The 14015-nt window shown below is 39.5% G+C and carries 13 protein-coding genes; 9 read left to right on the forward strand and 4 right to left on the reverse strand.

Features of this window, described 5'->3' with window-relative positions:
* The first annotated feature begins 101 nt into the window (after positions 1 to 101).
* The 4 genes from ADM98_RS01220 (at position 102) to ADM98_RS01235 (ending at position 3681) form a co-directional block, all read left to right on the forward strand.
* Positions 102 to 800 (forward strand): cytochrome c biogenesis CcdA family protein, encoded by a 699-nt coding sequence (locus ADM98_RS01220; RefSeq protein ID WP_034786404.1) that lies wholly within the window; start codon positions 102 to 104, stop codon positions 798 to 800.
* A 37-nt stretch (positions 801 to 837) separates the two neighbouring features.
* Positions 838 to 1644 (forward strand): hypothetical protein, encoded by an 807-nt coding sequence (locus tag ADM98_RS01225; RefSeq protein ID WP_050678844.1) that lies wholly within the window; start codon positions 838 to 840, stop codon positions 1642 to 1644.
* 103 nt (positions 1645 to 1747) lie between these two features.
* Positions 1748 to 3013 (forward strand): HAMP domain-containing sensor histidine kinase, encoded by a 1266-nt coding sequence (locus ADM98_RS01230; RefSeq protein ID WP_160315906.1) that lies wholly within the window; start codon positions 1748 to 1750, stop codon positions 3011 to 3013.
* Positions 3010 to 3681 carry a response regulator transcription factor gene (locus ADM98_RS01235; protein WP_029343435.1) on the forward strand — a complete coding sequence of 224 codons (672 nt, stop codon included), beginning with the start codon at positions 3010 to 3012 and terminating at the stop codon, positions 3679 to 3681. Before ADM98_RS01230 ends, ADM98_RS01235 begins: the two co-directional genes overlap by 4 nt.
* Positions 3682 to 3741: 60 nt before the next feature.
* On the opposite strand, the gene ADM98_RS01240 is transcribed toward ADM98_RS01235, so the two are convergent.
* Entirely contained in the window at positions 3742 to 4314 is a 573-nt protein-coding gene (locus tag ADM98_RS01240) for a YdhK family protein (protein WP_029343434.1), read from the reverse strand.
* A gap of 343 nt (positions 4315 to 4657) precedes the next feature.
* Between ADM98_RS01240 and ADM98_RS01245 the strand changes: the two genes are divergently transcribed.
* The 3 genes from ADM98_RS01245 (at position 4658) to ADM98_RS01250 (ending at position 7437) form a co-directional block, all read left to right on the forward strand.
* Positions 4658 to 6016 (forward strand): multicopper oxidase family protein, encoded by a 1359-nt coding sequence (locus ADM98_RS01245; protein ID WP_050678846.1) that lies wholly within the window; start codon positions 4658 to 4660, stop codon positions 6014 to 6016.
* Positions 6017 to 6107: 91 nt separating this feature from the next.
* Entirely contained in the window at positions 6108 to 6434 is a 327-nt protein-coding gene (locus ADM98_RS17070; protein WP_071908772.1) for a four-helix bundle copper-binding protein, read from the forward strand.
* Positions 6435 to 6756: 322 nt separating this feature from the next.
* Positions 6757 to 7437: a response regulator transcription factor gene (locus tag ADM98_RS01250; protein WP_050678842.1), complete on the forward strand. Its 681-nt coding sequence runs from the start codon at positions 6757 to 6759 to the stop codon at positions 7435 to 7437.
* Between the two features lie 37 nt (positions 7438 to 7474).
* Here ADM98_RS01250 and ADM98_RS01255 read toward each other — a convergent pair whose 3' ends face one another.
* Complete coding sequence (locus ADM98_RS01255; protein ID WP_050678841.1) at positions 7475 to 7978, reverse strand: PCYCGC motif-containing (lipo)protein; 504 nt, start codon at positions 7976 to 7978, stop codon at positions 7475 to 7477.
* 432 nt (positions 7979 to 8410) lie between these two features.
* On the opposite strand from ADM98_RS01255, the gene ADM98_RS01260 reads away from it, so the two are divergent.
* Positions 8411 to 10417, forward strand: a complete 2007-nt coding sequence (locus tag ADM98_RS01260; protein ID WP_050678840.1) for a heavy metal translocating P-type ATPase — start codon at positions 8411 to 8413, stop codon at positions 10415 to 10417.
* A 422-nt stretch (positions 10418 to 10839) separates the two neighbouring features.
* Positions 10840 to 11292, forward strand: coding sequence for a JAB domain-containing protein (locus tag ADM98_RS01270; protein WP_082318459.1), 453 nt, complete (start codon positions 10840 to 10842; stop codon positions 11290 to 11292).
* Positions 11293 to 11954: 662 nt separating this feature from the next.
* Here the strand turns inward: ADM98_RS01270 and ADM98_RS01280 are convergent.
* Together ADM98_RS01280 and ADM98_RS01285 are read right to left on the reverse strand one after the other, a co-directional pair.
* Positions 11955 to 12962, reverse strand: a complete 1008-nt coding sequence (locus tag ADM98_RS01280) for an LLM class flavin-dependent oxidoreductase (RefSeq protein ID WP_053451896.1) — start codon at positions 12960 to 12962, stop codon at positions 11955 to 11957.
* 102 nt (positions 12963 to 13064) lie between these two features.
* Positions 13065 to 13829: an MBL fold metallo-hydrolase gene (locus ADM98_RS01285; protein WP_053451955.1), complete on the reverse strand. Its 765-nt coding sequence runs from the start codon at positions 13827 to 13829 to the stop codon at positions 13065 to 13067.
* Between the last annotated feature and the right edge of the window lie 186 nt (positions 13830 to 14015).

Here is a 14015-nt window from a genome sequence, read left to right on the forward strand (position 1 = left end):
CATAGGTTTTTCACAAACAGATTTTATGATTAAAATTAAACACATTTCTTTTTTATACATCTTAAAAAAAGATTTATTTTTTAGAGTTCGGGAGGAATTTGATGGAGTTATCTTTTTTGTTAGCTTTTGGAGCAGGGTTTTTATCTTTTATCTCGCCATGTTGCCTAGCTTTGTATCCTGTTTTTCTATCTTACATTACAGGAATTTCAGTTACAGAGTTAAAAGAAAATAAAAAGTGGAACTGGAATGGTGTTCCCCATACATTCGTTTTCTTACTTGGATTTTCGAGCGTATTTTTAGTGATGGGTTTTTCAACGTCATATTTGGCTGATTTTTTTATAGTGTATAAAGATGTTCTACGGATGAGCGGTGCACTTATTTTATTCATATTCGGTGTTATTTTAACTGGTCTGTGGACCCCAATATTTTTACTTAAAGAGCGAAGAATGAACTTAGGAAAAAGAAAGCGTGGTTATATCGGAACGTTTATTGTCGGAGTCGGATCGGCTGCTGGATGGACTCCTTGTACAGGACCAATCCTCGCTGGAGTTATTGCTTTGATCGCCACGAATCCTAGTAATGGATTTTTATATATGCTCTTTTATGTACTAGGTTTTTCTATTCCATTTTTCTTGATGTCGTTTTTGGTCGGGAAATCCAGATACTTAATGAATTATTCTTCAAAGGTTATGAAAATAGGTGGCTGGTTTATGATTTTATTAGGTATCATATTGTATTTCGATGGTCTGACGAAACTAACTACAATATTGATTGATTTTACAGGGTTTAGAGGGTTCTGACGCTCTATTTTCTATTTCGAAAGGAGATGCATCGTAAATGTCTCGTGAAAATGTCCTGATAATGGGAGTAGAGGAAAACTGGAAAGTGATGGAGAACATAAAACAACTTAAACCTGTAAGTATAGATATTCATATTTCTTCAAAAGAAGGATGGGTTCGAAAGCTATTTCCTGATTTTAAATATTTTGATTCATTTTCAAAAAAAGAATCAGAAGAAGGGTATATTAGTAATCTGATTGAATATTGTACTTCTCAAGAAATAGGCTGGATTATCCCTTTAAGCGAACAAGAAGCATCTACGTTATCAAAACATAAGTTGAAAATGAGAAAAAATAACGTAGCGTTTATAACATCCTTTGACTGGGATAAAACAGTACTTCATGATTCATTTTCGGTTCAAGGTAATACTTTCACTTATTCTTTTGACCAGATAAAGAATGCGCCTGAAGGTGTAAAGGTGGGGAAAATTGATGCATATGTCGATTATCGATCTAGTGAAGTGATTTGCTGTTTTATGAGAGAAGAGTATGAACGGTACCAAGATACTGTTCTTTCATACGAGGTGTTTGCCAACTCGATTTTAGAGGAGTGCGTAGCAATAATTGCTCAAAGGCTTAATATAAAGGGTTCTTTTTCTTTCGATTATCAACGTGATTCGGAGGGAATGTATACGATTACAAAAATAGAATGTTTCATGACGCATTCTACTCGTGAGGCTATTTTTAGTGATTATGATTTCGCTAATTATTTGTGGAGCAATATTCAAGGAATTGTCCTTTTAAAAGAATCAAATGATAAAAGCTCTTTTGTGTATCGCCTAAATGAAGAATACTTTCTTTTCTAAATCTCAACAGTTTGTTTTTATATGTAATCATCTTAAATGAGAAAGGTACTTTATGAATAAACTTTCATTTAAAATAACGTTATTTTATTTTTTCGGGATTCTCATGATTTTCATTCTCTCATCTGCTATTGTATACAACATTCTTGAGCATCAACAAGTAGAAAGTGAACTGGAGAGCCTTCAAGAGAGAGGCAATAGTCATCGAGATGTTCTTTCCACTAACTTCGACAAGCAAACAGTTGAACACGTTGTTTTAATGGAGGAAAAGGCGATGACTGATGTGATTATCTTAGACAAAAATAATCAAGTCGTCGATTCATCTAACGACGCTGAACAATTTTTGAACCCGGATTGGATTCAAAAAAAGGATGGAATCGTAGAAGGTAATTGGAGAGAGGGCAAATTTTTAGTGACGGTGAGTAATATTGAAGATGGCGGTCAAATAATCATGTTAGAGCCGACGAAGTATATACAGCATTTGATGGGGGAATTGAAACAACAAGTAGTGTTCTCTCTATTCTTGTTAGTACTTTTTCTATTAGTAAGTGTTTATTTTTTGAGTTATATCATTATAAAGCCACTTTTATCAATGAAAGAGGCAACGGTAAAGTTAAGTAAAGGCGAGGTGCTGAAAATCAGAGAAGCTGAGAGAAGCGACGAAGTAGGAGATTTAGCACGAGCGATCACTAAGTTATCTGTTGATTTACGTCACATTCAAAATACAAGAAAGCAATTTCTGACTTCAATCACACATGAATTGCGTACGCCGATTACCTACATTAAGGGATATGCAGGACTCCTCAAAAAAGACGAATCGAGATTTGGAGATATTATCTATGAGGAATCCGAAAGACTTCAAGAACTGATTGAGGATTTGTTTGAACTTGCTAGATTGGAAGAGCCACATTTTCAAATAGATCCTCAGATCACAGAGATGAATGATTTCTTAAAAAAAATCAGTGAAAGAATAATTTTTAAATTTGAGGAGAAACAAGTGAAATTAATTCTTCAAATTAATAAAACTCCCATCTACAAAGAGATAGACCAAGCTAGATTTGATCAGGTTCTCTTAAATTTACTGGATAACGCGCTAAAATATACACATGCGAACAAACGCGTATTTTTAAAACTTGATGAAAACTTTATTGAAGTTACGGATGAAGGTGGTGGTGTGGATGAGCAATCACTCCCGTATCTTTTTGATCGTTTTTATCGAGTAGATTCTTCACGAAATCGTGAAACAGGAGGTACTGGGCTCGGTTTGGCTATCACGAAAGAAATAGTTGAAGCGCACAAAGGGACCATCGTAGCTATTAATGTAGAAAACGGGCTGAAAGTTGTCATTGACTTGAGGGGGATTCCAGGATGAGAACCATTGCTTTGGTAGATGATGAGAATCGAATGTTAGAACTGATTGAACTCTATCTGCAAGACAGTTATACCTGTATTAAGCTGAACAGCGGAAGAGAGATATTGAACTTGATTGATGTAGATGAGCCTGACTTAATCATATTGGATGTGATGATGCCTTTAATGGATGGTTTTGAGACCTGTCAAAGGATAAGGGAAGTTTCGAATGTACCAATCATTTTATTGACAGCACTCGACGGAAAAGAAGAAATCGTAAAAGGATTACAACTGGGAGCAGATGATTACATTGTGAAACCGTTCGACGAGGCGGAATTGAAGGCAAGAATTCAATCGATTTTCAGACGAACTACAGTTTCTTCAGGATCAAAAATCGAATCGTCGGGTCTAATCTTAAATGAAGACGCCCATGAGCTGTATTATGATAATCATTTAGTCAAAGTCACGCCAAAGGAATTTTCATTACTTGCTAAGTTATTAAAAAATCCAGAACGTGTCTATTCAAGAGAGGAACTGCTCTCAAGTTTATGGTTAGCAAATGAGTGGACAGATGAACGAACGGTCGACTCTCATGTAAGAAACTTAAGAGAAAAACTTAGGAAACTCGAGTTTCCTATTGAAGAACACTTTCGCACAGTATGGGGAATTGGTTACAAGTGGGTTCCTTAAATAAGGAGAAATAAGACAAGAGAGGAACGGTTAAAAAACCGTTCTTCTCTTGTTTATCGTTTATTCTGCAGATAGTTCGTCTTCAGTCACCCATTTATGATTTTTCACTTCTTCACCTGTAGTCGATTCGAAATCAATCATATACACTGTTGTTTGCTTAGCTGAGTCGATAGTGGCCGTAGCATCCTTCATTCCTTTCATATGATCCGCGTCTACTTTTACTTCATCGCCTACTTCATAAGGAGATGACTTGGCATCTACAATCTCTTCTTGAATAATCCATTTATGATTCGTGACGCGTTTCCCGCCATTTGTAGGGTCATAAGAAATGCTATAAGCAGTAGTATCATAAGCTCCTACAATTTTAGCCTCGGCCCCTTTCATGCCTTCCATATGTGCTTCTTTGATCATCGCCATGTCGCCTACTTTAAATTTAGGGTTTTTAGCCTCTTGGAGCCCTTTCGGAACCTCTTTCGATCCAGACATGTCCATCGTCGAATGATCCATACCGTCCATATTTTTATCCATGCTTCCTGTTGATTTAGAATCATCACCATTGCTTCCGCACGCAGCGAGTGCTAAAGAAAGCGAAGCAGCCATAGTTGTCATAAAAATCTTTTTCTTTAATTTCATAAAAATTACCTCCAATTGTTTTTTTATGCTTTCCATAGACTCTATCACATAAATTTGCAGAAACATTGCAGAGAGCAGAAAAGTAACACATTGAAAAAAACTATAAAATTCATGGGTGGAAAGACATATTTTTTTCACAATCATTCTTTAAGTTAAAGATAATAATTAATTGAAGGGAATGATCCATGTGAAGAAAAGATGGTTAATCGCAACTATCGGTATCTTTACTCTCATGATTATAGTGGGCGGTTCGTATTTACTTTTTATCCGAGGTACTATGCCAAATAACAAACAGCACATGAAATCTATGATGAATGGAGGGAACACTACTACAAATCAGACTATGATGGAAGGTATGGGACATGGCGCGAGTGTCGATTTAAAATCAACTGAAGAAAAAGAGCGACGATTGAACATCCCTAAGATGCTAAAATCCGATCGTGAAACCAAGAATTCCATTCAATACACGATTGTCGCTAAACAAGGGGAGACACAGTTCTTCCGAGATAGTAAAAAAACTGAAACTCTAGGATATAACGGAAATTATTTAGGTCCTGTAGTGGAATTGAAAAAAGGAAAAATGGTAACAATCCGTACGGTGAATCGCTTATCAGAAGCGACTACATTCCATTGGCACGGTCTTGTTGTACCATCATCCGTAGATGGCGGACCACATCAAGTCGTGAAAGCTGGTGAAACGAAGGTAGTAAAGTTTAAAGTGAAGCAAGATGAATCGACATTGTGGTTTCATCCACATCCAATGGGGAAAACTGCTGAACAAGTATACAAGGGGTTAGCAGGATTGTTGTACGTAAAAGATGAAAAAACTAAAGAGACGATGCTACCTCAAAAATATGGTGAAAATGATATTCCATTAATTCTTCAAGATCGAAAAGTTAAAAACAGGAATGTCCTTGGATATGCTGATGTAGAAAAAACAGATGGGGCTTTAGGCGATACCCTCCTCGTAAACGGTACGATTAATCCATATTTCAACGTAAAATATTCGCAACTTAGAGTCAGATTGATAAATGGCTCCAATGCACGTAACTACGTAGTGAAGCTATCTGACGGTTCATCCTTTAAAAAAATTGCTGATGATGGTGGTTACATCTCAAAACCGAAAAACGTAAAGAAAATTGAATTAAGTCCAGGCGAACGTATAGAGGTATTGGTAGACTTTTCAAAAAGAAAAATTGGTGAGACTGTTTCATTTGAGACGAATGGAGTAAGGGTCGTTAACTTCAAGCTGAAGGATAAACAAGGGACGAACCTAAGTGCATTGGCGCCGAAAAGTGGATATGAAAAGCCGCTAAAGACCTTGTCTACAGTGAATCAAAAGTTAACTCTTTTCGGGATGGGCAAAAATGTTGAAATCAATGGGAAAAAGTTTGATGAGAAGAGAATCGATATTAAAGCGAAACAAGGAGAAACCGAAATTTGGGAGGTCTATAATAAAAAAGACATGATGGGTGGAATGACTCATCCCTTCCACATTCATGGAGTCCAATTCAAAGTATTAGAGCGAAACGGACAGAAACTGGATAATCAAGAAGCAGGTCTAAAAGACACTATCGCTATAAAACCAGATGAACGAGTTAAGATTCAGATGACTTTCAAGGAAAAAGGGGTATTCATGTACCATTGCCATATCCTTGAACATGAAGAGAACGGAATGATGGGTCAGTTGAAAGTGGACTAAAAAATAGGTGAATGTTTTCATCTTTTTTTCACAAACTAAGGAAATAGGCTTTGTGTAAGTCAAAAAAGACGGAAAATGGAGGTATTTTAGAATGAATACTGGACAACAAGAAATCTTAGGTGCCCTACACAACTGTATAGTGACTTGTAATGAATGCTTTGATGCGTGTTTGAGTGAACATCATGTTTCTTCGATGGCAGAGTGTATACGTCTAGACAGAGATTGTTCTGAAATTTGTAGTCTTTTAGTACAAGCTATTTCTCGAAACAGCAGCAATATTGATGTTCTTGCAAGAAGCTGTGTTGAAATTTGTGAAAGATGTGCCGACGAATGTTCGAAACATGATCATGATCATTGTAAAAAGTGCGCTGAGGCCTGTAATGAATGTGCAAAAGTCTGTCGTAAATTAATTGCTTAAAGCGAAGTGTTAAAAATGAAGGAGCATCTATGTCGCCATGCCGAAAAAGGTATGAGCTAAAAAGCTGATGCTCTTTCATTATTTATAAGCACTAAGATACTTAGTTATGAAAAAGTTCATAACCCTTATAGACCAGTAGTATGGTGAGAGAAAATAAGGATACATAGAGGATAACGATCAAACTCTTCATAAACACTTTCATGAAAATCAACTCCATTCTATAGGTTGAATTGATTATATAGAAAGTTCGTGAAATTTATGAGGAAATAGACTAACAATCATTTATTATTAAAAAATTTTAATGTAAGAGGTGGTGACTAGGATGGATAAAATATTAATTGTTGATGATGAAATAAGAATGAGGCAATTATTAAGACTCTATCTAGAACCAATAGGATATGAATGTAGTATGGCGAATGATGGGATCGAAGCTTTAGAGAAAGTGAAAAAAGAAACCTTCGATTTGATTTTATTGGATGTAATGATGCCAATGTACGATGGATTCGAAGTATGTAAGAAAATAACGGATTCTCACCCGGAAGTCCCTATCATCATGATAACGGCTCTAAATGATGCTGAATCCATCGTCAAAGGACTAGATGCTGGAGCTACAGATTATGTCACAAAGCCGTTTAACGGGGACGTACTTTTAGCAAGAGTTCGGTCTGTCATGAGAAGGAAAGCAAAAGAACCCGTTATCTACCACGGACTTACGTTCGATGAGAGCAACAATTTAATTTTACTAGATGGCAAGTCGATTGACTTTACACCAAAAGCACATGCATTACTGCGACTATTCCTTCAACATCCTGGAAGGCTGTTCAACAGACTAGAGCTTTATGAATTCGTTTGGTCTTATACGTCAGAATCGGATCCGAGGACAGTTGATTCTCATATTAAGATGATTAGAGAAAAGTTAAGAGAGTTAGATTACCCGATCGATAGGCATCTGAAAACAATTTGGGGGAGAGGATATCGTTGGAGTGAGAATGAAACGAAATGACACTCTTACTATAGGAGCAAAAGTGTCATCATAAAAATCATAAGGGAGTCGGTGTCGGCTTCGAGTATCCATCTTTATATGAAGAATCGATTGCAGAACGAATATCTTTAACCGATTCTCCGTCCCGTTGCTTCAAAATAGACTTTACAGCAATCTCGAGACAGGTGCTGCATGTCGTTCCGTGACTTGTCCATTTCACCGATCCATTCGTCGCGTTTTCTTCTATAAAGCAATCATAATTATTTTTATGATTGACTGTTTCACCGCAACCGCAATAGCAAGGTATTTTCTCTAGTAGTTTACGATTTTTCCCTACAGCTTGATAAACATTTCGTACATCTTCAGGTTGAGTTTTTAAAAACGTGGGAAGTATCAACGATGATGATGTTTCTTCAATCTTGTCACCGCCCATATGTTTCGCATGATCTACCTCCTTTGAATGATTGGGAGTAGAAGACTTCATCGGGGATTGAGCACAGCCGACCGCAATCAGGGATAGGCTAATAAGACTTACGCTTTTTAAGAGTATGTTAAGTTTCACGATTGGATTCTCCTTAGAGATAATTTTGTAGGTGCATAAAACAAAGCTTTTTAATTGCGTTTTTTGTATTAGCTCATTTGTCTGTTCACGATAGTACCTATTCGTTCATTTGACCATAGTCTTCATCAGTTCAGTTAATTCATGAATTGTCATCAATCATTTGATGTCTACCTCGAACTTGTCCTTTAATTCTTTTTAAAGTTTCAGTACTTGTGATTTTGGCGCTAAATAGTCCTATTCAAACAAATGGTCTCATTTTTTAAAATATATCCTATACTTGTATGATAATTTTTATTTTTTAGTGTGTCAAAATACATTTTATATTTATATATATAAGTTTAACTGGAAGTAAAAACGAGATGTAGCTCTATATAGTCATGATCTCTCTATATACACCATACAGGTATATAGTACGTAAAAGGAGGTTTTCTTATGAATCACCATATCCATCACGAACATACTCATCATGAAGACCAACAAATGAGTGCTTCACATCATGAACATGAAGGAATGATCGGAGACTTCAAGAAAAGATTTCTCGTATCGTTAATGTTGACCATTCCAATCCTGCTACTTTCCAAAATGATTCAAGAATGGTCGGGTATCAACATTAGCTTTCCATATGACGACGTTGTTTTGCTTTTGCTATCCACAATTGTCTACTTCTACGGTGGATGGCCCTTCCTAAAAGGTAGTATTAATGAAATACGCCAAAAAAATCCTGGAATGATGATGTTGATTGCATTAGCGATTAGTGTAGCCTATTTCTATAGTGTCGCTATCATATTCGGTTTCGGACAAGGACATGATTTCTTTTGGGAGTTAGCGACCTTGATCGACATCATGTTATTAGGGCATTGGATTGAAATGAAATCAATCATGGGTGCCTCAAATGCGTTGCAGGAATTAGTAAAGTTACTTCCGAGTGTGGCGCATCGAGTGAAGGATGGGAAGGTTGAAGAGGTGCCGGTCAATGAATTAGAGGCAGGAGATCTCATTCGGATCAAGCCGGGAGAACAGGTACCGGTAGACGGAAAAATCGTCGAAGGAACAACAACGATTGACGAATCAATGCTTACCGGTGAATCACTTCCGGTAGATAAACAGGAGAATGACACCGTGATTGCTGGCTCTATCAATCAAGAAGGTGGTCTGACAGTCGAGACGACAGGTACTGGTGAAGGCACCTACCTTTCAAAAGTCATCGGCTTAGTAAGTGAAGCGCAATCTTCCAAATCACGGACTCAAAACTTAGCTGATCGAGCAGCAAAAATTCTTTTTTATCTCGCGGTGGGAGCAGGTGTTCTGACTTTCGTGATTTGGATTGTACTTGGATATTCGGTTAGTACAGCAATCGAGCGCATGGTAACGGTTATGGTTATCTCTTGTCCACACGCTCTTGGTTTAGCAGCCCCTCTTGTCGTATCCGTTTCTACAGCACTTTCCGCTAAAAGAGGTCTTTTGATTCGAAATCGAACACAATTCGAAGAGGCACGAAAACTAGATGCGGTTATCTTTGATAAGACTGGTACTTTAACGCAAGGTAATTTTGGAGTAACGGATGTGATGGCAAGTACAGGTATAAGTGAGGAAGAAGTATTACGACTCGCAGGAGCCATCGAACAGTCGTCGCAACATCCACTTGCTCGCGGGATCTTGACTGAAGTTCAAAGACGAAAGCTTGATTTACCATCGGTCGCAGGATTTGGATCGATGACAGGCATAGGATTGGAAGGAACAGTCGAAGGAAAGCAAGTCCGCGTCGTTAGTCCGCGATACGTACGGGACAAACAACTCGAAATCGACGAAGTGACATTCGAAGATTTGTCTGAAGAAGGGAAAACGGTCGTCTTTGTCTTAAAGGACACAGAATTAATCGGTATGATCGCCCTTGCCGACCTCGTTCGCGAGGAAGCTAAGAAGACTGTACAGGAATTAAAGGAGAAAGGGATTCAATCCATCATGCTGACTGGGGATAATCAAAAAGTCGCTTCGTGGGTCGCTTCCCAACTTGAGATCGATCAAGTGTACGCAGAAGTATTACCGGATGATAAGTCACGTCAAGTGAGACAGGTGCAAGCAGAAGGAAAAAAAGTAGGGATGGTAGGGGATGGAATTAACGATGCACCAGCTCTCGCACAAGCGGATGTAGGGATTGCGATTGGTAGTGGAACAGATGTAGCTGTAGAAACGGCTGATATTGTCCTTGTCAAAAGTAATCCAAAGGACGTCTTATCTGTCATCGAACTATCGCAAAAAACATATAATAAAATGATTCAGAATCTATGGTGGGCAGCTGGTTACAATATCATCACGATTCCTTTAGCTGCAGGTATTTTAGCACCATACGGCATTATTCTTTCACCAGCGATTGGAGCGGTTTTGATGAGTTTGAGTACGGTCATCGTCGCTATCAATGCGAAAACATTAAGAATTTAATAGAAGTTTGGTGTATTTTACCTTTTTTGTGTATGAACACACCCTATCTCACTTCATGAGTTAGGGTGTGTTCTTTTTTTCAATCAGATAGGATCCCATAGATAAAAGCATGGAACAGAGCGGCCCCGCTCTGTCTGATGGAAAGAGACCGCAAGCCGTCCTGTTTCCGTACTCTAGCTCGCTCCTCGTCGGCGCAAGGGTCATCAAAAAAAGCCGCTGCCGTTCCTTGTCTTCCTCCGCGTTTTGGCTCAAAGCAAAGCTTTTCGCTCGCGGGCTTCGGAAGCCTTCGTCCCGGTGCGCTGTCCGCTTTTTTTGATCTTTCCCTGCGGTCACCCTTGCGCCGTCTCGCGACGCTCGCTGCGTTCCCGTCAACAGGACGGCACCGTGTCGGACTGCATCCCACTCGCGAAAGGAACTTTCCCATGAAACTGACTACACTCGTTGAAATCACTCGTATCCGCCAAGAAGTTCGTGAGCCGGACGTCGCGCTCGAGACGACGCACATCACGTCACCCGAGGACGCGTTCTGTGTCGCCAAACGCTTCATCCAGGACGATGACCGTGAGGTGTTCCTTGTCATCCTACTCAATACGAAGAACCGCGTCATTGCTGTCCATCGGGCACACGTCGGAAGTATCAACTCGAGCGTCGTCCATCCAAGAGAAATCTTTAAGTCCGCCATCCTCAACAATGCGACGTCGCTCATCGTCAGCCATCAGCATCCGAGTGGTGACCCACATCCATCACGGGAGGACATTGAGGTGACCGAACGGCTCGTCGAGGTCGGACGCATCGTCGGTATTCAGTTGCTCGACCATATCATCGTCGGTGCCGGAGAAGAATACGTCAGTTTGAAAGCACAAGGTGTTCTGTAAAGAGGATGATAAGCGTAGACGGACGGGACAACCCCGTCCTGTCCGCGCGCGAGGGCATGGACGAAAAACGACGTCGTTTTTCTTTTGAGAGAGTGCAAGCGAGTAAGGAATGGATTCGTCCCGAATCCAAGTGCATTGAAAGACCCGCAGTGGACGGATCCGCTGCGGGTGAGAAAGTACAGTTGGTCTCTTCTATGTAGAAGGGTGTTATGGAGGATGCAGTAGTGAGACAAGTAGTGGAGTGGATGAAGGTTCGAGGAGAGATAGTTGATTGAAGTGAATCAATCCTCCTGTAGATAGGTAGTGATCTTCTTTCTACTTGATGTACAACATGAGAAGATTTTTCGGGCTCATGCGTGAGGCTGTAGGCTGCACGCAGCAACATCCTCATCGCACCGCTGCCCTCCTGCCGGATCGATAACGAGAGCTGCGACTCGCCTGCGCGAGGCATCTCTACGTTCCTGTTCCTTACGACGGAAGGCACGGAGCGATAAAGAGAATAGAAAACTAGATTTATATTAGTGTATAAAAGTGTACGATACGCCTATTGATTAATGTCTACGGAAACGTGACATGGAATTTTGCAAACAAAGCATGTGTTTTTGATAACGATTTATTTTTTGTATACAGTCTACAAACTACTCAGCTTTTAATCAATATCATTAAATTTCATTGTTTAAAGAGTCGCTTACTTGTTTAAAAATCTTATACGATTGAATCTCTTTTTTACTGTCATGTATATTGGATAAAGCGATGATTTCATCTACTTTATACTTTTCTTGAAACTCGATTACTTCCCGACGAACGGTCTTTGAATCGCCCATAATCGTGTACCCCAATTTATAATGCAAGATTTCTAATTCATACGGAGATAAGGATTCAAGGAAATCTTTCTGTGGCGGAATGAGCTGACTGAGATTATTGGTATAAATATCGATACATACCTGCAGATGGCTAGAGGCAATGAAAGAAGCTTCTTCCATCGAATCAGCGGCAATGATATTGATAGCAGCTAGTACATACGGCTCTTGCAGATATTTCGAAGGTCTGAAATTTTGACGATAGATGTGTAGTGCTTCTTCCATCGTTTCCGGAGAAAATTGCGCACCGAAAGCATATGGTAACCCGAGTCGCGCTGCAATTTTAGCAGATCCAGTAGAGGATCCTAGAATGAACACGGGCACGTGTGTATCAAGTCCTGGATATGCCCGAACCTCACCTTGTTCCTCTTCTGTTCCAACATATCGCAATATCTCTTGAACTTCTTTTTCAAAGAAAAAGACGCCTTTATGATTTGAACGTCGAATCACATCTGCCGTTTGTTGATCAGTTCCTGGAGCACGTCCTAGTGATAAATCAACGCGGTCAGGAAAAAGTGTCTCAAGTGTTCCGAATTGTTCTGCTACGACTAACGGGGAGTGGTTCGGCAACATGACACCTCCGGAACCGACACGAATGCGTTCTGTATGCGTCAATAAATGCTGCACAATCGATACGGTTGCAGCACTGGCATAGGCATCATGATTGTGGTGTTCTGCGATCCAAATACGTTTATATCCCATTGCATCGACAGCTTTTGCTAATGTGACTACAGCATCTATTCCTTCTTTCATGGTTTCTCCTTGTCTTAACGGAGCAATTGATAAAACGGATAGTTCGAATTTTTTCATCATCTCACCTCTATGATTCATCGAGCTCACTGGTGGGCAAGCACGATGAACCCTTTTCTATTATTCAGGGCAGTATTAAAACTGTTAGATATGGTCATAAAGTCAGTATGAGATTGTTTCCCCATCATCAGGAACAAGGACGTTGGATGTGATGCCTTTATCTTTAATGAACGTCTTCAATTCTTTTCTTGAGAGTCCCCAATGGTTGACGGCTTCCATATGACTGACTAAAATTTTAGCTTTTGGAGCGGCTTTGTACACTTGATAGACATCTTCTTTTCCCATGATCAATGGACCACCTTCGAGAAATTGATTTCGACCTCCATTCAAAATGAGTACTTCTGGTTTATACGTATCGATATTTTTTTTCACTTGTGAATACCAAACAGTATCACCCGCTATATATAACGTTTTTTCTTTTGGGTGTTGGAAGACGACTCCCATGACGTTCCCCATAGCCTCTGCCATTTTCCCGTAGCCATGACGACCATTTACTTCGGTCAGTTTGACACCTTTAAAAGTCGTCGCTTTGTCTTCTTTCATGACTTCAATATTAGTAAAACCTGCTTTGCGCGCTAAGTTTGCATCTTTTTCGTCTTGCATGAATAACTTAATATTTTTTGGAAGCTGTTCTTTTGCTGCCTGATCAAAGTGATCCTCATGCGTATGGGTAACGATGACAGCGTCTACGTCATCCATGATCTTATCGACAGAGAACGGTAGATCGACTATTGGATTCCGATCGTCTCTTGCAGCAGGACCGAACGAATCAAATTCACCTTTTTTAGAAAACATAGGATCCACTAAGAATTTTTGTCCTTTATATTCTACTGTTACGGTCGCATTGCGGATTTGTTGGACCACCAGGTCTTCTTTTTTCGGTTGTGTTGCACTCGTCTCATGATTAGACTGTGCATCTTGAGAAGTTCCACAAGCAGTCAAAATACCGCTCAATGTGAGTGTCGTTAATAGTGCTACTTTTTTTAGTTTTGTCATCGTTAAAGATCTCCTTTTCAGATAGCTTGCTTTTGATAGAGAATGTTATATCCTTGC

The organism is Exiguobacterium sp. BMC-KP, assembly GCF_001275385.1.
In the GTDB taxonomy this organism is placed as follows: domain Bacteria; phylum Bacillota; class Bacilli; order Exiguobacteriales; family Exiguobacteriaceae; genus Exiguobacterium_A.

Coding starts and splice junctions, on each gene's coding strand:
- ADM98_RS01220 (WP_034786404.1), top strand. CDS start 102: ATGGAGTTATCTTTTTTGTTAGCTTTTGGAGCAGGGTTTTTATCTTTT.
- ADM98_RS01225 (WP_050678844.1), top strand. CDS start 838: ATGTCTCGTGAAAATGTCCTGATAATGGGAGTAGAGGAAAACTGGAAA.
- ADM98_RS01230 (WP_160315906.1), top strand. CDS start 1,748: ATGATTTTCATTCTCTCATCTGCTATTGTATACAACATTCTTGAGCAT.
- ADM98_RS01235 (WP_029343435.1), top strand. CDS start 3,010: ATGAGAACCATTGCTTTGGTAGATGATGAGAATCGAATGTTAGAACTG.
- ADM98_RS01240 (WP_029343434.1), bottom strand. CDS start 4,314: ATGAAATTAAAGAAAAAGATTTTTATGACAACTATGGCTGCTTCGCTT.
- ADM98_RS01245 (WP_050678846.1), top strand. CDS start 4,658: ATGATGGAAGGTATGGGACATGGCGCGAGTGTCGATTTAAAATCAACT.
- ADM98_RS17070 (WP_071908772.1), top strand. CDS start 6,108: ATGAATACTGGACAACAAGAAATCTTAGGTGCCCTACACAACTGTATA.
- ADM98_RS01250 (WP_050678842.1), top strand. CDS start 6,757: ATGGATAAAATATTAATTGTTGATGATGAAATAAGAATGAGGCAATTA.
- ADM98_RS01260 (WP_050678840.1), top strand. CDS start 8,411: ATGAATCACCATATCCATCACGAACATACTCATCATGAAGACCAACAA.
- ADM98_RS01270 (WP_082318459.1), top strand. CDS start 10,840: ATGAAACTGACTACACTCGTTGAAATCACTCGTATCCGCCAAGAAGTT.
- ADM98_RS01280 (WP_053451896.1), bottom strand. CDS start 12,962: ATGAAAAAATTCGAACTATCCGTTTTATCAATTGCTCCGTTAAGACAA.